A 19244-nucleotide genomic window follows, 5' to 3' on the forward strand; every position below is an offset into this window, starting at 1 on the left:
GATAATAAATCTAGCGTTAGTCTATCGGTTCATAGTGTAGCGTTATTGTCACATTACGCCTAGGCTCTTTTCCTAAGCTCAGTAATGGTCTTAAAACACATTGCATGAAACGAAAAAAGCCCCGCATTAGCGGGGCTTAAACGAAGTAATAAGGCATTATTGTTATTGTTGTTTCGTTGCCTAATCGAGACTCTCTTACGAACGGCTGCTTGTGAAGTCTGGGTATGCTTCCAGACCACATTCGCTCATGTCTACGCCGTCGAATTCTTCTTCTTCGCTCACACGTACACCCATAACCGCTTTAATCACTAGCCATACCACTAGGCTCACTACGAATACCCATACAAAGATAGTCGCTGCACCAATTAGCTGACCAGAGATGCTTGAACCATCGTTAGTGAAAGGTACAAGGATAAGACCTAGAAGACCTACTACGCCGTGAACTGAAATTGCGCCCACTGGATCGTCAATCTTAAGCTTGTCTAGTGCAACAATGCTAAGCACTACTAAAATACCACCAAGGCCGCCGAACAAAGTAGCTTGTAATGGTGTAGGTGTTGAAGGCTCTGCTGTAATAGCCACAAGACCGGCTAGTGCACCGTTAAGTACCATAGTTAGGTCAGCTTTACCGAATAGAATGCGTGCTACGATAAGTGCAGCAATTGCACCACCAGCAGCTGCAGCATTTGTGTTCATAAATACAATCGCTACTGAGTTTGCACTTTCAACAGTTGCAGTAGCCAGTACTGAACCGCCGTTGAAGCCAAACCAACCCATCCACAGGATAAATGTACCTAAAGTTGCAAGCGGTAAGTTTGCACCTGGAATCGCGTTTACTTTACCGTCAGCGGTGTATTTACCCTTACGAGCACCAAGCACAAGAACACCAGCAAGAGCAGCAGCTGCACCAGCCATGTGAACAATACCTGAACCTGCAAAGTCAGAGAAACCAAGGTCGCCAAGCGTATACATACCGAATACTGCTTCGCCGCCCCATGTCCAAGCACCTTCCATTGGATAGATGAAGCCCGTCATGACAACTGCGAACGCTAGGAATGCCCAAAGCTTCATACGCTCAGCTACCGCACCAGATACGATAGACATTGCTGTTGCAACAAATACTACTTGGAAGAAGAAGTCAGCAGAAGGTGCATATGTTGCTGGCTCTTCAGCTACACCTGTTGCGCCATCAGCCATGATACCGCTTAGGAATGGACCCCAGTCGCCGCCACCGTACATAATGCCGTAACCGCAAATCATGTACATAGTGCAAGCGATAGCGAATAGCGCCACGTTTTTAGTTAGAATTTCTGTGGTGTTTTTCGCTCGAACAAGACCAGCTTCAAGCATCGCAAAACCTGCAGCCATCCACATAACTAGTGCACCGCAGATTAGAAAATAAAAGGTATCTAGCGCATACCCAAGTTCAAAAGTGATTTCCATTATGGTTTTCTCCGCAAATATATCGTAGTGGCTTACAGCGCGTCGCTATCCGACTCACCAGTTCGAATACGAACGGCATGTTCAAGGTCATAAACAAACACCTTGCCGTCTCCAATTTTGCCTGTTTTGGCAGCGCCAACGATGGCCTCTACCAGGCGTTCTACTTGATCATCCTGAACAGCAATTTCCAGTTTGACTTTAGGTAGAAAATCCACCTGATATTCCGCTCCGCGGTAAAGTTCAGTGTGTCCTTTTTGACGTCCAAAGCCCTTCACTTCGGTCACGGTCAAACCGTCGATTCCGATTTCTGAAATGGCTTCACGAACATCATCTAGCTTGAACGGCTTGATGATCGCTGTAACTAGTTTCATGAGTTGCTCCCAGTTTGTTTTGGTTATTCTGTAATTTATGGTCGTATTTCCAACTACGGGAAGATAAACCAAGAGCCATGCCATAAATATTTAACTATATAAATCATACACATAATCACAAGCAGCGGCGGCGCGCACAAAAATAATGCACATTAATGGTGCACGAGTTGAAAAATGCCCAATAATGTAGCGGCCAAAGAAATTACTGAGGTAAGGTGACTAAAAAGTGCGATGAAATTAGGATGGAACTATTCGAGAGAGCGAATGGTCTGTTGTTTACTATGACGACTATCACCCCATCTTTCTTTGCGCCAGAACGCAGCACTGAGAACCATTCCGTTACTAAAAAAACGGCGTGGAGAGCGCTGTTAGTTTCATGTGGTGTTCACGTATTTGGGGTGATTTTGGTTGTCTTACTTTCTCAATTGAGTATTGATAATCAAAAAGCTCGTGTTAACGTTTTAGAGCGAACACCTGAGATCAGTGCCAAGCTATACTACCCTCCAACTCCGGGTCCCTCAATCCAAGCCGAAATAGAAGACACTAAAACAGTCGATGCTTCCGCTAAAAGGCAAGAAATTGAACTGAAGTCTGATGTCACTCAACCCATCGAAGCACCTGATAGTAAAACTAAAATTTCTGAAATTCCTGAAGCAAAGCAGCAGAAAGTTACTGAGCCCGAAATACAGCAAGTCCGAATAGAAGATAAGACAATTACCACGCCACCAACGCCGACGCTTTCAAAAGATGCGAATCGCCGCGCGGGTTCGTTAAATTTATCGGTCAAAGATGGCGCTGCGCTTTATTTTGAAAAATATAACAGTGAAAAAGTAGCTGAAGACGCCGAGCAAGCAGCAAGGAATTTCCAAGAACGAAAAGATAGCCCTATATTAAGCGGGCCAAGTACACAAGAAATACAAGCTAGTGAAAATAGACGCCCGTCAAAACAAGTAAACTGTAGCAGTACGACCAATAAAACCTTGGCGATATTAAGCGGTTTTGCCGGAGGCACTTTAAAATGCACCAAAATGGACGATCACAAACGTTTTATAGATGCGAGAGTGAATAAACTGCCCAAAGATAAAGAGCGAAACTAGCGCGTGTTGATTTTTGCCGTGTTCTTTTTTGCGATAGTCCGTAGCCGACTAGTGTCCCCCTTTAGCAAGGCGTGATTACTTTCTTTTAAAAGACTTTGGTGGTTGCCCGAAATAGGCTTTGAATCGGCGGCTGAATGCAGCAACATCTTCGTACCCCGTTAATTGAGCTATGCTCGACATAGGCGTATCGGTGTTTCTAAGCAGTGCTTTGGCTTTCTCCATCCTTATCTTCACTAGGTAATCACGTAAGCTAAGACCAGTGGTTTGTTTAAACCGAGTTTTGAACTGTGTGGTTCCCATACAGGCCATCTCTGAAAGCAACTGCAACGAATGCGATGCCCCTAAGTCATTATGTATATGGCTTATTACTTGGGTGATCCGCTTGTCTGTTCCCCCGCCCACCTCGCTTTTCGCCAGTAACACCTGAAATAACGCGGTCATTTCATCCTGTCCGTAAAACGCGTAATTCGTTAATTGCACTTCAGTAAAACTTAAGAAAGCTTGAAGGGCGGTATTAACCTGAAAGATAGGGCTTCGTTTGTCTTTTAACTGCTCAGGTACTGAAAGTAAGTCGGCGACCACAAACTTTGCATTTTCGTTTGCACTAAAACTATGTACTTCGAGCGGCGCTATACACACTCCCTCACCTACACCGACGCTGCCAGTAAAACAATCTTGCGCTATTTCTATATGCCCATTTACAGGCAATACTAACTGATAAAAAGGGTGAGCGTGACTACGGGCTTTTCTTGCATAAGAACGAACTGAAAGCGAGGGTAATTGTGTTTCTTCATCTGTTTCTCTGTCGTTACTCACACTGATTCCAGCCTTTTTCTCTGATGTCACATTATTCATAAGTTGCCAAAGGTAAGATGCTGCGCGTATTCTTTGTATGCCGCAACTACTTATCGCTTGCCGATTTGCTATGTTAGTGAAACATAAAAACAGCACACTTAATAACAACGAATATAAGGAAAATCACAGTGGCCGCAGCTAACTTACTTGCCTTACTTGATGATATTGCAACGTTAATGGATGACATCGCAACCATGTCGAAAGTCGCAGCGCAAAAAACTGCGGGCGTTTTGGGTGACGATTTAGCGGTAAATGCTGATCAGGTCCAAGGGGTTAAAGCAGATAGGGAATTGCCTGTTGTATGGGCTGTCGCAAAAGGCTCGCTTATCAATAAGGCCATTTTGGTTCCCGCTGCATTAGCCATAAGTGCCTTTGTTCCCTCCCTCATTACCGTGTTATTAGTGCTGGGTGGATTATATTTATGTTTTGAAGGTGCAGAAAAACTGCTGCATAAATATCTTCCTCATGAAGGTGAGGAAGAAATACGAGAAGCTCGAATTGAAGCGCTCTCTAAAGACGATGTAGATATGGTGGCTTTTGAACAAGATAAAATTAAAGGCGCTATACGCACCGACTTCATATTATCTGCTGAAATCATTGTTATTGCGTTAGGTACCGTGACAGATGCAACGCTTACAACGCAAATTGGTGTGTTAGTGGCACTAAGCTTAGCCATTACGCTTGGCGTATATGGACTAGTCGCGGGCTTAGTTAAAATGGACGATGTGGGCCTTTACATGCTTCGCAAATCGCTAACAGGCTCTATGAACACCCTTCAACGATTTATCGGCAGAGCATTGCTGGTTGCCGCGCCCGCACTAATGAAAACCCTCGCGGTAGTGGGTACTGTGGCCATGTTCTTAGTGGGAGGCGGAATTCTTACTCACAGCATAGGCTTTTTACATATTTTTACCGACTGGTTTACCACGCTGATCCCAAGCGCGTCGCTGATCATGTCGATACTGGCAGATGGCGTAGTAGGTATTGCTGCTGGTGTAATCGTTGCGTTAGTTGTGACAATGGTTACGAAGTTTAAAGACAAAAAGCCCTAGGGCCGTGCTCTATGCTTTATCTTTTTGTTTGATCTTTTTCCTTTGCTTTTTCACTTTTTCTTTTAAGCGAGGGCGTCGCGGCTTTCTGTACCGCAGCCCCTCTGTTTAGCTCTTTACCTGACAAAAGATGCCTTAGCATATGTTCGCAAAAACGTTGCGTTAGTCATTTTGACCACCCCCATATGAAAAGCACTAAATTTTAGCGTTTTTGTAACAGACAAACTTTTCGCTCATTTCCCCAATAAAAATTAAACTCAACAATTTCAAAAAGATAAACAATTTAAACGAGTTGGCACATCCCTCGCTATAAACTAATTGTTAATTGATAACGACTTATTATCGAAACCTTTAGCAACATGATAGCTGCCACGCAGTATGTTCAAGTGCAGTGTCTAACTTAATTTTTGGAGATTACTATGTTTATCGGTCGCAAATTTTTCACTGCACTAACTTTAGCAACTAGCGTATTAAGCGCAGCAGCATTCGCTGACGAATCTCAGAGTAACATTGTTTCACATACAGATTTTATCGTCGAAAGCGCCATGAACGACGTAAAGCAGAACTTAGCGCTGGATGTGACCTATGACGTGTTAACTACAAGTCATACATTTGAACCTGAAGTAGAAGAAGCACGTTCGTTGGTTGCAGAGATTACTATTACACCGATTGAGCCAATCAACTCGGACGATAACGACGCATAAGGAGAGTGCACATGTTAACCGCCGCAACCCTATTTATGGTAGTACTCGGGCCGGTTATTGCGTTTGCTGTAAGTGCGCTGGTGTTTTCTACAGCGCGCCTCTTCCTTCAGAAAGGGCATTGAAAACGCAATAAAAACAAATAGAGACCTAACCGACTACCATAACCTGTTTTGCCTTCCCTGGGCCTTTTACTCCAGAGGGAGATAGAAAGCACTGACAGTATCCCAGCCAAGTGATCGTGTTTTCTATCTTCTTACTGGAGTTTTTTTATCCGAATATCCGTTCCCACCAGCTTTTATCATTCTTCTCGCCATCTTCCTTCACAGGACGACCCGAGCAGTCTTGCTGGGGTGGAGGAAGCACATCCAAAATAGCCGGTACGCTTAAACTTCCAGCACATCCTGCAACAACGACTGCACCCGTTTTTGCATCGAAATGCGCAATGCCCAGACCTTTAGGGAAACGTCTTGATAATGATTTAGGTGATTGAGACTTCATGTAATTAATGAACACGGGAAGCGCTCCACCGGCACCGGTTAAGTTAACGGGTTTATTATCGTCGTTACCTACCCAAACCGTGACCACATTGTTTCTATCGAAGCCACTAAACCAGCTATCGCGGTAATCGTCTGTGGTGCCCGTTTTGCCAGCCATATTCACATTGCCAAAATTCCAACCGATGCGCTTCGCAGTGCCCTCTGTGGTTACCTTATACAACGCGTAATTAAGCAGATAGGTGGCAGCCTCATCAGTTCGCTGGCTAAAGAACTCCGCTTTTTTCCAAAGCAAAGCGTTATCCGCTGTCACTACAGATGTCACTGTATGGAGGGGTATGTAGCGACCATCGTTAGATAGGGTTTGATACATTTGATTAGTGCTAAACGGTGTAAGTTCGAAGGCGCCTAGGGTTAACGACGGTACTTTATCTACTGGCGTAGTAATCCCTAAACGCTCAATGGTATCGGCCAACGCATCTAGGCCTATCTGCATGCCTAAATTAACGGTTGGTATATTTAAAGACTCGACAAGTCCTTGAAGTAAAGGTACCTGCCCTCTGAATTCTTTGTCGTAGTTTTGCGGCGACCACTCGGTGCCGTTTCGACTCTCAAGCGTTATCGGTTCATCTTCAAGAGGTGTTGCTAAGTTAAACTGTGTAGGGTCTTCTAATGCAGTTAAGTACACAGCGGGCTTAATCAAAGAACCTATCGGCCGCCTAGCGTCTAATGCTCGATTGAAACCTTTAAACGCAAAGTCTTTACCGCCCACAATCGCGCGCACTTCACCACTTGCGCTGTCGGTGACTACCATGGCACCTTGCAGTGGAACGCTTCTATCTTTTTGCAGGCCATTTAAGGTGCCTGACAATGCACTTTCAGCGCGGCGCTGGGCCACGATATCAAGTGTTGTGAACACTTTTACGCCCGAGTCTCTTAAACTTGGCTCTGCTAAAATTTCATTAAGCTCTCGACGTACCTGCTCCATGAAAGCAGGGTGTTTGCCGCTTGCTAAACTCGCACCACTGGCAAGCCCTAACGGCATATTTACAAAGCGTTCGTAGTCTTGGCGGCCAATTTCATTTTCATCAAACAACATGCGAAGTACTAAATCACGTCGCTCTTTTGTTCGCTCGGCATATTTGCGGGGGTTGTAATAAGATGGGCCTTTAATAATGGCAACAAGCGTGGCTATTTCAGGCGTGCTTAACTCGTTTGCTGGTCGGTCAAAGTAAAAATAGCTGGCAAGTCCAAAACCATGTACGGCCATATCGCCATTTTGCCCCAAAAACACTTCGTTTAAGTACGCTTCAATAATTTCTGATTTGCTGTAACGGGCATCAATGATCACTGCCATAATGGCTTCTTTTGCCTTACGCACAATGGAACGCTCACGGGTTAAAAACATGTTTTTAACCAGCTGCTGCGTTAGCGTACTCCCGCCTTGAACCGTTCGTCCGGCTGCAATATTCGCCATTAGCGCTCGCAATATTGAAAGTGGTGCAACACCATGGTGATTATAAAAATTGCGATCTTCCACCAGCGTAAGCGCTTTAGGTAACATTTCAGGAATAGTATCAAGGGTCACGAGCATTCGATCTTCTTGCGAACCGCTTGTCATACGCGTTACTAACCAAGGTTCCAGTTTTGCAGAGCCAAAAGGACGCCCTTGCGATTTGTCATAGATTTCCCCAATGCGTGCACCCTCCCACGTAATTACCAAGTGGCGAAGAGGCTCTGCACCTTCAGGGAACTGAAACGCACGGCGCTGCACAGTTAGCACCTTATTTTGATAGCTATATTCACCGCTACTGTCGGCAAAGGTTACCTTGCGGTAGCCCAGCAAATTGAGCTCATCAATGACTTCTTGGGGCGTTATCTCTTCACCTTTACTGATTTCCAACGGACGGGCGAAGATCTGCGCGGGAACTTCCCATTTATTTCCAGAGAACGCATGCTTAATTTGTGCGTCGAGATAAAACGCATAAGCCCCAAGCACGACCAAGCCAATTAAAGTGACTCGCCAAAACAGCTTAAAAAACCACGAGCGTTTGGTTGAGCTCTTACCCTTGTTGGTTGCTTTGCTTTTTGAAGATGATGTGTTTTGTGTCTGTTTTTTTGCCACGTGAAAACGCCATGAAGATCATTGAAGATGACATCGCATACTTTGCGATATAGATTTAACGAACGTCGCTTAAAACGTTAGTTTTAATAGTATCAACATTACCATTCGGGCCGCCGCTCAACAACTGTTTCCAAATATGCACACTTAAAGCCCATTTACTACAGATGCGGGATAAAGTACTTCTGTACGCACTAGGAAAAGTGAATTTTACTCGCGTTTCACGGTCACAATGCGATAGCATGCTGGCAAGTAACACAGGAACCGTACTATGCGCTTAGCTTCATTTAAGTCTTCTTTTTTCTCTACTCGTTCGCCTAAAGGGGCCAAGTCTTACGCCTCATTTCTTCGACCGTCACTTCGCACGTCTATGGCACTGCTTCTCGCGGGTGCGACAATAAATTCAGCGTTAGCCAATGAACAATTCGCTAGCTGCACCGCAGCGCTTGCTGATAAAGCCAAGCAGGAAGGGGTTAGCCAGCAAACCATTGATAATGTATTTCCTAACCTTGTTCATCAGGACCGTGTGATTGAGCTAGACCGAAGCCAACCCGAATTTGTACAAACCTTTCCAGGATACTTTAGTAAGCGCGTTACCGATTGGCGCACTGAAAAAGGCAAAGAGATGTACGCTAAGCACAAGGCGCTGTTACACAAACTAAGTGATAAGTACGGCGTGCCTCCTCATTACTTGCTCGCTTTCTGGGGTCTAGAAACAAACTTCGGCTCTTACAAAGGCAAAATGCCCGTACTTGATTCTCTTGCTACTCTGGCTTGTGACAAACGAAGAAGTAAGTACTTTACCCAAGAGTTCCTTGTGGCCGTGAAGCTAATGGAACGGGAAAAGCTACAAAAAGAAGATATGATTGGTTCGTGGGCTGGCGCTATGGGCCACACTCAGTTTATGCCTTCGGCCTATACCCACTATGCCATTGACGGCGACGGCGACGGACAAATTAATTTGTGGGCAAGTGAAGAAGATGCGTTATCTTCTGCCGCAAACTTCCTTGCAAGCCTAGGTTGGGAGCGCAGCTTCCGCTGGGGTCGTGAAGTGCAGTTGCCTGAGAATTTTGACTATCAAGAGTCTGGCTATAAAAATAGAAAACCTCTTAGCGAATGGAACGCTAAAGGCGTGAAGAAAGCCGATGGTTCTGCGCTGTGCGAAGACGATACCACAGCTTATGTTATCGTGCCTGCAGGGCATAACGGCCCTGCCTTTATTGCTTACAAAAACTTCCGCGTTATTATGCGCTGGAACAACTCTGAGTTTTATGCCATCGCCGTAGGCGTATTGGCCGATCGCATCGCTGGGGCGTCTGGTATTAAAGCAACCTTACCTGATCTCCCCGCCTACAGCCGCAAAGACATTATTGCGCTTCAAAGTAAGCTGAATAATTTAGGCTTCGATGTGGGTAAACCCGACGGCATCATTGGCCCTGCCACTCGCGAGGGTATCCGCAACTACCAAATTAGCAATGATATGATCGCAGATGGGTTTCCAGGTCTGGAAGTAATGGCAGCACTTGATATTGACCTGGCAGGCAAGGCTACCTCTTAAACTTGATTAAAACAGCGCCCTTTCAGGGGCGCATTAATCATTTGGTATTTTTAGTGACCGGTAAGGTAGAAGCCGTTCATCTTATTGGTTACTGAACGTATTCAAACGTAAGGCTTGAAAAGTAAGTCTCAAAATCTGCTGCAGAACTATTTGTGAGGGGTACGCCCCAAACCGTATTTAGCATAACAGGCCCTTCGACATTAAGTTTAAACATCGCCTTTCCTTCACTGTCAGTTTGCACCGCTTGCACTTCGGCGCTGTGATCAACCAAGGATGCAGCATCGATAAGTGCATTGCTTAAGGGCTTCCCTTTAAATAACACCTGAACAGATAGAGTGTTATCTGAGAGTTTATAGGGGTGTTCAAGGGGCACTATTTCTAGCGTATGGCCTATGGGTTTTAGCGCATTATCCGTTGGTGACTCACCCACTTGCACAATGGTTTTCGCTTTTCTTGAATAAAGCTCTTTTCCGGCAATATCGTTCTGCCCTCTCGCCTCGCGATAGCTTAATATCTCAGTTAAGCCTTCATCTTTTGCATACTGATTAAATTTCTTCGCTTTTAGTACACTAGTAGCATGATAGCTCTCAAACCCTATAACGTGAGTGCCAGGTGAAAGCTCGACCGTTTTAGCCATGCCGGGCAGCATTGACGTTTTAGGTACTACGCTGGCGGCCATATCACTCACGCCGTCAGAAGAGTAGGTACGCAACGCGACTATTCTATCCCACGCAAGGTTCCAATGAGAGGTATCTTCTTTATGGCCCACTTTAAACTGCAAGGCAACAGCACGGGATTCTTGTGATCGGTAGCTTGCTGGCTCTAACCAGAAATCGTGAGCTTGAGCGCTTAAAGATGTAGCAAACAGAAAGCCCGCGGTGGCTAAACTGGATAATTTCATAGCGTAAGGTTACCTAAATAAAAGTTTGTAATTGCTACCACCAACTTAGCTTAGTTTTTAATGTGTAACCACTGTCGTTAAAAACAGACTGTACAAGCAACTGGCGTATAAGCAGTTGCTGGTGCTTGAAATACACAACAATCATTTGAAAACAGTAAGTGGTGTTAAGTATCAATGGCTACATATGCTTTTTTGTTTTACTGGTCGGCAATGCATTGGCAGGGTCATCCGGCCAAAAGTGCTTGGGGTAACGTCCCTTCATCTCTTTTTGTATTTCCTTATAGCTGCCTTGCCAAAACGCACCTAAATCACTAGTGGTTTGCAGTGGTCTACCCGCTGGCGACAGCAGCTCGCACACAACAGTAACTCGCCCACCCGCTAAGCTTAGTGGAGTGCTTTGTGAATACAATTCTGGCATTTTGACCGACAGCACTACATCTCCATTGTCGCGATAATCTAGGCTAGCCTCTCTGCCCGTTGGAATAGTCACGTGAGTGGGCAAAAGCGTGGCTAATGCGTCTTGCTGAGGCCAAGATAACCCATTATTTAAGGCCGTCTTCCACGGTAACTGCTTAAGGTTTTTAATACTTTTACAGCTTTTTAGAACAGGCACTAGGCTGTCTTTTGCCCTATGCACCAGCTCGCTTAATGACAACGGCCAGGGATCTGGTTCGTCAAAAGCTTTATCTTGCGGGAGATTGAGCTTTGCGGCCATCAGAACTCTTCGCCACCATTGCCAATCGGCATCCGACAGTGGCCAATTGGATAACGGCAAGGTATCGAGATAGGCAAACCAAGCATCGCACATTGCGCTATCCCAAAACACTTGTTCCCGGCTTTTTTCCTGCCCGGATACTGGCGCACTATCTAGCGTTATGTCATAAAACCCTGTACTTACTCTGGCTTCCATTACGCCAGTGTCGCTGTTAAGAATAACGCTACGCTTTTCGCTAAATGCGTCAGGGAAAGCTAAACGCAACAAGCGTTCAGGAACATGCTGAGCTAGGCGTATTGACACTGTGCTTTTGATTAGCTGCCCCTCAAGCACTGCTATCCACGGGTGATTGTCCTTTTCGCTTTCGTTGAAGAATGTATTACTGGCTGTAGCGGTTAGCTCAGCCCCCTTTCCACTCGCTAACTTGTACTCAATAATATGAGACTGAGAAGCACCGCTTCGTGTAGCCCCTTTTATTGCGCCTTTCGAATTACCAGGGCTACCGCTAGAATTGCTTGGCGCATTTCGCCTGTAGCCCACCTGCAAAGGAAATGCGATGGCGATACAAAGGCCAAGGGCGCATTCGTCCAATGCGTTAATGTCAGGCTTAAAATTCTGCGCTTTCCCCTTCTCGCTTTGCACATAGCGCGCATAACGGGAAGCTTGTTGTATAAGCTGATTGCGAGTGCTGCTATTAGCATGACGCAGCGCATCCATTACGTTTGTCGCACCATTCACATTAATATTGCTTTCGCTTATTGCCACAACAAACGGTGCAGCAAAGCGAAGCGCGCTATTTTCATCAGCACTTAGCCCGTCTATGCCTGTTTTTGCCGTTAGCAATAAATGGGCTAAATGGGGCTGACAAGGTAGCTGGGCCAGCGCTCTTCCATAGGGAGTAATGCTCGATTGAGAGATAGCATTAACCCGCTGAAGCTTTTGTTGTGCCACCTGCTGCTGCGCTTGTGTAGGCTTCGTCAGCAATGCCAACGTATCTGGGCTGCTGCCCCAGGCTAAAGTATCAAGCAAGAAGCTGCTTAAATCCTCTTTTTCAATTTGCGCCGCATTGTGTTTCGCCAAACGCTCGAAGCTGCTTTTGCTACACAAACGATAGCAGGTTCCGGCCATTACCCGTCCTGCTCGCCCTGCTCTTTGAGTGGCAGATGCTTGTGAAATACGTTGCTGGGTAAGCGCGGTGATATCGCTTGAAGGATGATACTGAGCACTGTTCTCCCACAGTGTATCAATAACTACTGTCACGCCTTCAATGGTTAAACTTGTCTCTGCAATATTGGTAGATAATATGATTTTTCGCTTGCCCTGTGGGTCTGGCGCAATGGCTGCTTGTTGCGCTGATTTTCCTAAAGCGCCATAAAGCATGTGAACGGCTATGTCCGCACTTTCAGCTAATCCTTTTATTTCTCTGGCAACAGCATTTATGCTTCCTCGGCCGGGAAGAAACACTAAAATATCACCATCGTGCTCGCTTACTGCCTGTTTTATGAGATTGCTGGTTTTCGTTATCAACTCATAAGCCTGCACATCTTGGGTGTAGCGAACATCAACAGGAAACATGCGCCCTTGAGTTTCTAAGTTCGCTACTGGCAGTACGCTAAACGCATTAAGCAATGTTTGAAGTGGCGCAATATCCAAAGTAGCCGACATCACCACTAGGCGTAAGTCATCGCGAAGCCCAGACTGGACTTCAAGTGCCAGTGCCAAACCAAAGTCACTATGAATACTGCGCTCATGAAACTCATCGAAGACAATAGCATCTACACCAGTAAGCTCTGGGTCTTGCTGGATCATGCGCGTTAGCACGCCTTCGGTTATTATCTCAAGCCGAGTGGCAGACGATGTTTTCGACTCACCCTTTATACGATAACCAACTGTTTCACCCACACTTTCATTTAACTGTTTTGCTAAGTGGTCAGCAAGATTTCTTACCACCACCCGGCGTGGCTGCATAAGCAGTATTTTTCCCTTTAGCGAAGATTGCAGCAGTGACAAAGGCAGTACAGTAGATTTCCCTGCCCCTGGAGGCGCCCCTATAATGATGTTGTTAGTAACTACGGCTTCTTGTAGCGGCGTAACAAGTTCATAAGCGGGTAGGTGAGAAAACGGCTGTAACATAAAGGGCATAAAGGTGTTATAAGTTGGTGGGTATAGTGTACCTGATGTAAACAATGCACTCGAACATCACAGCTATTTTTTTAAATTTGGTAAATATTCAATACGCGCGACTTGTTTTGGAACTCGTCCGCAGCGCCATGATAAACTTATTGTCGTACGGACGTTCGCTGCCTTCTTAAACTCGTGGGCTGCACTACTGTTTAATGTACATAGATAGGGCAAATTTAAAGGAGGAAAGCTATGCGAAGCTTTATTGGTTTAGATCTTAGCGCCACAGAAAAACTTGCTCTAGATAGCTGGCGTCAACAGGCGTTGCCTGAAGTAATGCCTCGTCAATGGGTGAAAAGCGAGGTGACTCGTACTCGTAAGTCTAGCAACAAGCGTAACGAACACATCAACAATCAAGGGCCCGCAATACCTTATGCAGTGCCAGCAGCAAACTTTCATATCACGCTTTGCTTTTTAGGCGAAATAAATCACCGTCAGCACGAAGCGCTTGTGTATGAACTCGATCAGCTCGTCAGTGAGCCCTTTTCTCTAACTCTTAATGCTACCGGGTTATGGAATGGACCTAAAATACTCTTTGCTGCACCCACTGAAACACCAAAGGCACTTAATGAACTCGCTAAATTGTCGAGAAAAGCGGCCCGTAAAGCAGCAATCGAAGTAGAAAGCAGAGAGTATAAGCCTCACGTCACTCTTGTAAGAAAGGCTACGTCGACATTGCCGCTACCGCTTTACAGCCCGAGCGTAGACGTTCACATTTCAGCATTTCACCTATTTGAATCTGTGACTACGCCGCAGGGGGTGACCTACCCTATTCGTCAATCTTGGCCGTTGAAACACAATATGTCGGTAAGAGAGAAACTTCGCCGCGGTATTACAGATGAGTAAAAAGAGGCAAGTAAAGAGCGGCGAATAAGGAAAATGTACTACCGAGCTGGGTTATATGCATCTGTACCGCTATAAAAAATGCCTTTCATAGCTAAGCAGCCCTGATGACTGAAAGTAAAGGCTGAGAGCAATGACTGAGAGTGATTATGAGTTATAGCAATTTAAGCTGGTATTAAATCGCCTATAGCCTTTACAACGCCTAGCGTCACGGGTAAAAAGATAGCCTGTTTTTTTATTCAAACTGCTCACATGCAACAAACATTTAGATTAGTTATAGACTGCCCTGACCAAATAGGGCTAGTTGCCAGCGTGTCGCAATTTTTAGCCGACCACAACGCAACCATCGTTGAAGCCAGCCATCATACCGATTTACAAACCGGCCGCTTTTTTATGCGCCATGAAATTAGTACCGATTCGCTTAAGTTAGATCACCAAAGCTTCGTTAAAGAGTTCACCCCACTTGCTAACGAGTATCAGATGAACTGGAAACTCAGTGACTCTAGCAAAAAGCAGCGCGTTGCTTTGTTAGCGAGCCTCGAATCTCACTGTTTAGTTGACCTGCTTCATCGCTGGCATACTGGCGAGCTGCACTGTGATATTCCAGTGATTATTGGCAACCACCCGCAAATGAAACAGTTTGCTGACTGGTACAAAGTCCCTTTTCATTGGGTAGACTTTAAAGCCTTAGGAAAAGAAGCAGCATTTGCGCAAATCACCACCTTACTTCAAGAGTACAAAATTGATTTGACCGTGCTTGCCCGTTTCATGCAGATTTTACCTGATACGTTGTGCCAAGAGCTGGAAGGTAAAGCCATTAATATTCACCACAGCTTCTTACCTAGCTTTGCCGGTGCTAAGCCTTACCAGCAAGCCTATGATCGCGGCGTAAAATTAATTGGCGCAACCTGTCATTATGTCACTAAGGACTTAGATGAAGGCCCAATCATTGAGCAAAGCGTTAAACGTATCAGCCATAGCGACAGCGCAGCTGACATGGTGCGCAAAGGTAAAGACTGTGAAGTAACCGCACTGGCTCACGGTGTGCGCTACCATTTAGAAGACCGCGTAATTATTCACAGAAATAAGACCGTGGTGTTTGCGTAAATTTTTATACTGATAAAATAAAAAAAGCCCGCGAGTAAACATTACTTTCGGGCTTCTTCTTACACTGTTTTCGCTCTACACTTTTTTCGTTTTATTTAGACATTCTTTTTTACGTTGTTAAATCCATCATCACCGAGCACTTCTTGAAGCCTAGCTTTTATTACGGCTTCCTTGTGTGGATAGTGAAAATCAAATCCCCTGCCATTCTTATCTAAAATTACCCCGAGATAACGGTGAGAAACATTTAGCGCATAAATTGTGTCTGCGTTCACTTTTAGTGGCTGGCGCTCGTGACGGTGAAAATAATGAAAGACCAAGAACTCGCCATCGTTCTCTATCAAATCTTCGATAGGGTATCTTCTGCTGACCCCGCCGCTTCTTAAAAAAGAATAATAACTAACACAAAGCCCTACACTGCCAAGGGTAGCCGCTAGTTTCAATTCACCATCTGCATTTATGTTAAAAATAAAAAGAGCGAGTAGAAGAGCCGGAGCACCGAAAAATAGAGCTTTGTCGATGGGTTTGCGTTGCATTACCTTGCCTGTGGATTCAACTCCGTTTGACAATAAATACATCACAAAACGACTATATATTCAACTAAATTGGGCTAGTGCGCATGGCACGCCTAAGCTTCATGTAGTACCACAGGTTTGATACCGCAAATAGCGCTTCAGTAATGGCTAACCCCCACGTTTGAGTAATGACGCCGTATGCCGTGAAGTTGATTGAACCAATAATCATACACACGCGAAGGCCTGCTTCTTTACAGTGCAGTTCGCCAAAGCGATAAGCCATGAAAGTTAACACAGGCATAGCTTCAATCAGAGATGTTTTACCGGTTAAATTGTTTACTGTCAGTACAATCACCATCATAGTGATTAAAGTAATGTAAGTTGCGATAGGCGACAGTAGCTTGTTTTTTACTAGTCGATAACTGGTACTCAGTCCTGCCACCGTGATAACTACGGCACCTCCCCACGCTTGCTCGAAAGCCAAAAGAGAGCCAATGGCAATACATAGCCCCAAGTTCAGCAGCAGTAATTTGCGTTCAGTATTCGACCCAAAAGAGGCCAAAGCGAATGCTACGGGAAACCCGTGAAGAAGTAATTCAAACATGGTGATCACAGTAAATAAGTTAGTGGTTTACGGGCTGTGGAGTACAGCTAATTCAGAACGCGCGCAGTGTAATTTCCAACCAGCGCAAAACCAATCAAAATTTGTGCAATTTCGACGAATTGCATACCAGTACGATTTCCCCTCCAAACCGCTGTACTGCAAGGAATTACGTTAAAGAGCATTTAACTTATTTTTACATTATCTTAAGATGGTTTTTGTCAAAAAACCTATAGATAAAAACAGACAGGAAAACTCATGGGTAAATTTAAAACATCACTTACCGCGATAGCGGTTGTGGTTGCACTTGGTGCATGTTCAGAACAAAAAGCACCTGAGACCACCAGCACAGATGTACAAAATACAGCGACATCTCAACAAGCACAGTTTGATAACGTGCTGCTTCAAGAGTTTAAAGGCCCTTACGGCGGTGTGCCTGCTTTTGATAAGATGAATTTAGAAGATTTAAAGCCTGCACTAGAAAAAGCCATGGAACTGAATCTTAAAGAGATTGAAGCCATCGCGAATAACGAAGCGCCACCAACGTTTGAAAACGTTATTGTAGAAATGGAGCGTGCAGGTGCAGAACTTGGCCGCGTATTCACCTATTACGGCATTTGGAGCTCAAACAAGTCTAGCCCTGAATTCCGCGAGATTCAGGCAGAGATGTCACCTAAGTTATCGGCTTTCTTCACGCAAATTACGCAAAACGAAAAGCTTTTTGAAAGAGTTAAAACGGTATACGAATCTGACGAGTTAGATTCACTTACGCCAGAAGAACAGCGTATAACCTGGATGACTTACAATAGCTTCGCACGCAATGGCGCGACGCTAGATGGCGAAGCAAAGAAGCGCTACGCTGAAATTAACCAAGAGCTTGCTACGCTGCACACTAAGTTTTCTAACAACGTGCTAGCAGACGAAGAAAACTACGTTACTTATATTACTGAAGACCAGCTTGACGGTTTACCAGCTTCATTTGTTAAGGCAGCAAAAGCAGCAGCCGAGTCTCGCGGCGAAGAAGGTAAATATGCAATTACCAATACGCGTTCATCAATGGACCCGTTCTTGACCTACTCTACAAACAGAGAGCTTCGCGAGAAAGTATGGCGTACTTACTACAACCGCGGTGACAATGCTGACGAGTTTGATAACAACGACATTATTAAACGCATCTTAACTCTTCGTGACGAGCGTGTTGAGCTATTAGGTTACGAAAACTACGCACAGTGGCGCTTAGAAGATCGAATGGCGAAGAACCCAGAAAACGCTATGGATCTGATGATGAAAGTATGGCCTGCTGCTATTGCTCGCGTTGAAGAAGAAGTGGCCGACATGCAGGCCATTGCCGATGAAGAAGGTGCAGACATCACTATTGCGCCATGGGACTACCGCTTCTATGCAGAAAAAGTGCGCCAAGCAATATACGACCTAGATTCAAACGAAGTAAAGCAGTACTTACAGCTTGATAAGCTTCGCGAAGCGATGTTTTACGTTGCAGGTCGCTTGTTCAACTTCAACTTCACACCTGTTGAAGAAGGCAAAGTGCCAGTTTTCCACGAAGACGTGAAAGTTTGGGAAGTAACCGACAAAGACAGCGGTGAGCACATTGGTCTTTGGTATCTTGACCCGTTCTCTCGTCAGGGTAAGCGCTCTGGTGCGTGGGCAACGACGTATCGCTCTTACACCACGTTCGATGGTAAGAAGACCGTATTGTCTTCAAACAACTCGAACTTCGTAAAAGGCGCTGAAGGCGAAGCCACGCTTATTTCGTGGGACGATGCTGAAACCTACTTCCATGAATTTGGTCATGCTCTTCACTTCTTAGCGTCTGACGTAGAATACCCGTCTTCGCATTCTGGTGTACGCGATTACACTGAGTTCCAGTCTCAGTTGTTAGAGCGCTGGTTGACCACCGATGAGGTAATCAACAACTATCTGGTTCACCATGAAACAGGCGAGCCAATTCCAGCAGAACTAGTTGAGAAGATTAAGAAGGCCTCAACCTTCAATGAAGGCTTCAAAACCACTGAGTACATGGCTTCAGCCATCATGGATCTGAAGTACCACACTACCGATCCTAGCAAGATTGACCCTGACACTTTTGAGCGTGAAGAGCTTAAGAAGCTAGACATGCCGGAAGAAATTGTTATGCGTCACCGCTCACCTCATTTCGGCCACGTATTCTCAGGCGAAGGTTATGCAGCGGCCTATTATGGCTACATGTGGGCAGAGGTATTAACCGCTGACGCAGCGGAAGCCTTTATGGAAGCACCGGGTGGTTTCTACGATAAAGAAGTAGGCGATCGCTTAGTAAAATATCTATTCGCCGTACGTAACGCAATGGATCCAGCTGAAGCATATCGCAAGTTCCGTGGTCGTGACGCCAAGGTAGATGCATTGATGCGTGACCGTGGTTTCCCTATTCCTCAGGAAAATAAAGAATAAGCGAAACGGCGGCAGCAGCAGGCTAAGTTAACGCCTGCGACTAACCAAATCCGTTTCTGAAATGCTTAGGCTCTCGTATTTGTTATAACAAATACGAGAGCCTTTTTATTTATCCCCTTCATATGTAAAGGCTAATATTTTTTATTGACCTGTTGGTCAATTATGCCTCACAATCAATTTACCCTTTTCATTAGCAAAAAGTATAAACTTTGCAATGAATAGGTCGATAACTTCTCTGCGCGT

The 19244-nt window shown here is 45.2% G+C and carries 15 protein-coding genes; 7 read left to right on the top strand and 8 right to left on the bottom strand.

Features of this window, described 5'->3' with window-relative positions; translation table 11 throughout:
* Nucleotides 1-195: 195 nt before the first annotated feature.
* Together ACXAER_RS08300 and glnK are read right to left on the bottom strand one after the other, a co-directional pair.
* Nucleotides 196-1443 (bottom strand): ammonium transporter, encoded by a 1248-nt coding sequence (locus ACXAER_RS08300; protein WP_014948004.1) that lies wholly within the window; start codon nt 1441-1443, stop codon nt 196-198.
* Between the two features lie 32 nt (nt 1444-1475).
* Nucleotides 1476-1814 carry a P-II family nitrogen regulator gene (glnK, locus tag ACXAER_RS08305; protein ID WP_012516988.1) on the bottom strand — a complete coding sequence of 113 codons (339 nt, stop codon included), beginning with the start codon at nt 1812-1814 and terminating at the stop codon, nt 1476-1478.
* Nucleotides 1815-2056: 242 nt separating this feature from the next.
* Between glnK and ACXAER_RS08310 the strand changes: the two genes are divergently transcribed.
* On the top strand, nt 2057-2911 hold the full coding sequence (locus ACXAER_RS08310; protein WP_474828274.1) for a hypothetical protein: 855 nt from the start codon (nt 2057-2059) through the stop codon (nt 2909-2911).
* 75 nt (nt 2912-2986) lie between these two features.
* On the opposite strand, the gene ACXAER_RS08315 is transcribed toward ACXAER_RS08310, so the two are convergent.
* Nucleotides 2987-3766: a helix-turn-helix domain-containing protein gene (locus ACXAER_RS08315; RefSeq protein WP_474828276.1), complete on the bottom strand. Its 780-nt coding sequence runs from the start codon at nt 3764-3766 to the stop codon at nt 2987-2989.
* 128 nt (nt 3767-3894) lie between these two features.
* Here ACXAER_RS08315 and ACXAER_RS08320 point away from each other — a divergent pair, with 128 nt between their 5' ends.
* Nucleotides 3895-4818, top strand: coding sequence for a DUF808 domain-containing protein (locus ACXAER_RS08320; protein ID WP_474828278.1), 924 nt, complete (start codon nt 3895-3897; stop codon nt 4816-4818).
* Nucleotides 4819-5234: 416 nt separating this feature from the next.
* Entirely contained in the window at nt 5235-5519 is a 285-nt protein-coding gene (locus ACXAER_RS08325) for a hypothetical protein (protein WP_474828280.1), read from the top strand.
* A 267-nt stretch (nt 5520-5786) separates the two neighbouring features.
* On the opposite strand, the gene mrcB is transcribed toward ACXAER_RS08325, so the two are convergent.
* Nucleotides 5787-8138 (bottom strand): penicillin-binding protein 1B, encoded by a 2352-nt coding sequence (gene mrcB / locus ACXAER_RS08330; protein WP_474828282.1) that lies wholly within the window; start codon nt 8136-8138, stop codon nt 5787-5789.
* Between the two features lie 268 nt (nt 8139-8406).
* On the opposite strand from mrcB, the gene ACXAER_RS08335 reads away from it, so the two are divergent.
* Complete coding sequence (locus ACXAER_RS08335) at nt 8407-9693, top strand: lytic murein transglycosylase (RefSeq protein WP_474828284.1); 1287 nt, start codon at nt 8407-8409, stop codon at nt 9691-9693.
* An 88-nt stretch (nt 9694-9781) separates the two neighbouring features.
* Here the strand turns inward: ACXAER_RS08335 and ACXAER_RS08340 are convergent, their stop codons facing one another.
* Together ACXAER_RS08340 and ACXAER_RS08345 are read right to left on the bottom strand one after the other, a co-directional pair.
* The gene (locus ACXAER_RS08340) at nt 9782-10594 is read right to left on the bottom strand and encodes a DUF4198 domain-containing protein (RefSeq protein WP_474828286.1); all 813 of its coding nucleotides are present in this window, start codon (nt 10592-10594) and stop codon (nt 9782-9784) included.
* A gap of 178 nt (nt 10595-10772) precedes the next feature.
* Nucleotides 10773-13496 carry an ATP-dependent RNA helicase gene (locus tag ACXAER_RS08345; protein ID WP_474828288.1) on the bottom strand — a complete coding sequence of 908 codons (2724 nt, stop codon included), beginning with the start codon at nt 13494-13496 and terminating at the stop codon, nt 10773-10775.
* 186 nt (nt 13497-13682) lie between these two features.
* On the opposite strand from ACXAER_RS08345, the gene thpR reads away from it, so the two are divergent.
* A complete protein-coding gene (gene thpR, locus ACXAER_RS08350; RefSeq protein WP_474828290.1) occupies nt 13683-14336 on the top strand; it encodes an RNA 2',3'-cyclic phosphodiesterase in 654 nt (217 codons plus the stop codon).
* 249 nt (nt 14337-14585) lie between these two features.
* Nucleotides 14586-15440 carry a formyltetrahydrofolate deformylase gene (gene purU, locus ACXAER_RS08355; RefSeq protein ID WP_039217723.1) on the top strand — a complete coding sequence of 285 codons (855 nt, stop codon included), beginning with the start codon at nt 14586-14588 and terminating at the stop codon, nt 15438-15440.
* A gap of 95 nt (nt 15441-15535) precedes the next feature.
* Here the strand turns inward: purU and ACXAER_RS08360 are convergent, their stop codons facing one another.
* Both ACXAER_RS08360 and ACXAER_RS08365 read right to left on the bottom strand, forming a co-directional pair.
* Nucleotides 15536-15973 (bottom strand): hypothetical protein, encoded by a 438-nt coding sequence (locus ACXAER_RS08360; RefSeq protein ID WP_474828293.1) that lies wholly within the window; start codon nt 15971-15973, stop codon nt 15536-15538.
* A 64-nt stretch (nt 15974-16037) separates the two neighbouring features.
* Complete coding sequence (locus tag ACXAER_RS08365) at nt 16038-16556, bottom strand: YgjV family protein (protein ID WP_474828295.1); 519 nt, start codon at nt 16554-16556, stop codon at nt 16038-16040.
* 255 nt (nt 16557-16811) lie between these two features.
* On the opposite strand from ACXAER_RS08365, the gene ACXAER_RS08370 reads away from it, so the two are divergent.
* A complete protein-coding gene (locus ACXAER_RS08370) occupies nt 16812-19001 on the top strand; it encodes a M3 family metallopeptidase (RefSeq protein WP_474828297.1) in 2190 nt (729 codons plus the stop codon).
* Nucleotides 19002-19244 lie beyond the last annotated feature (243 nt).

This window comes from Alteromonas sp. AWJ4_199, from assembly GCF_056159165.1.

Coding starts and splice junctions, on each gene's coding strand:
- ACXAER_RS08300 (WP_014948004.1), bottom strand. CDS start 1,443: ATGGAAATCACTTTTGAACTTGGGTATGCGCTAGATACCTTTTATTTT.
- glnK (WP_012516988.1), bottom strand. CDS start 1,814: ATGAAACTAGTTACAGCGATCATCAAGCCGTTCAAGCTAGATGATGTT.
- ACXAER_RS08310 (WP_474828274.1), top strand. CDS start 2,057: ATGGAACTATTCGAGAGAGCGAATGGTCTGTTGTTTACTATGACGACT.
- ACXAER_RS08315 (WP_474828276.1), bottom strand. CDS start 3,766: ATGAATAATGTGACATCAGAGAAAAAGGCTGGAATCAGTGTGAGTAAC.
- ACXAER_RS08325 (WP_474828280.1), top strand. CDS start 5,235: ATGTTTATCGGTCGCAAATTTTTCACTGCACTAACTTTAGCAACTAGC.
- ACXAER_RS08335 (WP_474828284.1), top strand. CDS start 8,407: ATGCGCTTAGCTTCATTTAAGTCTTCTTTTTTCTCTACTCGTTCGCCT.
- ACXAER_RS08340 (WP_474828286.1), bottom strand. CDS start 10,594: ATGAAATTATCCAGTTTAGCCACCGCGGGCTTTCTGTTTGCTACATCT.
- thpR (WP_474828290.1), top strand. CDS start 13,683: ATGCGAAGCTTTATTGGTTTAGATCTTAGCGCCACAGAAAAACTTGCT.
- purU (WP_039217723.1), top strand. CDS start 14,586: ATGCAACAAACATTTAGATTAGTTATAGACTGCCCTGACCAAATAGGG.
- ACXAER_RS08360 (WP_474828293.1), bottom strand. CDS start 15,973: ATGCAACGCAAACCCATCGACAAAGCTCTATTTTTCGGTGCTCCGGCT.
- ACXAER_RS08365 (WP_474828295.1), bottom strand. CDS start 16,556: ATGTTTGAATTACTTCTTCACGGGTTTCCCGTAGCATTCGCTTTGGCC.
- ACXAER_RS08370 (WP_474828297.1), top strand. CDS start 16,812: ATGGGTAAATTTAAAACATCACTTACCGCGATAGCGGTTGTGGTTGCA.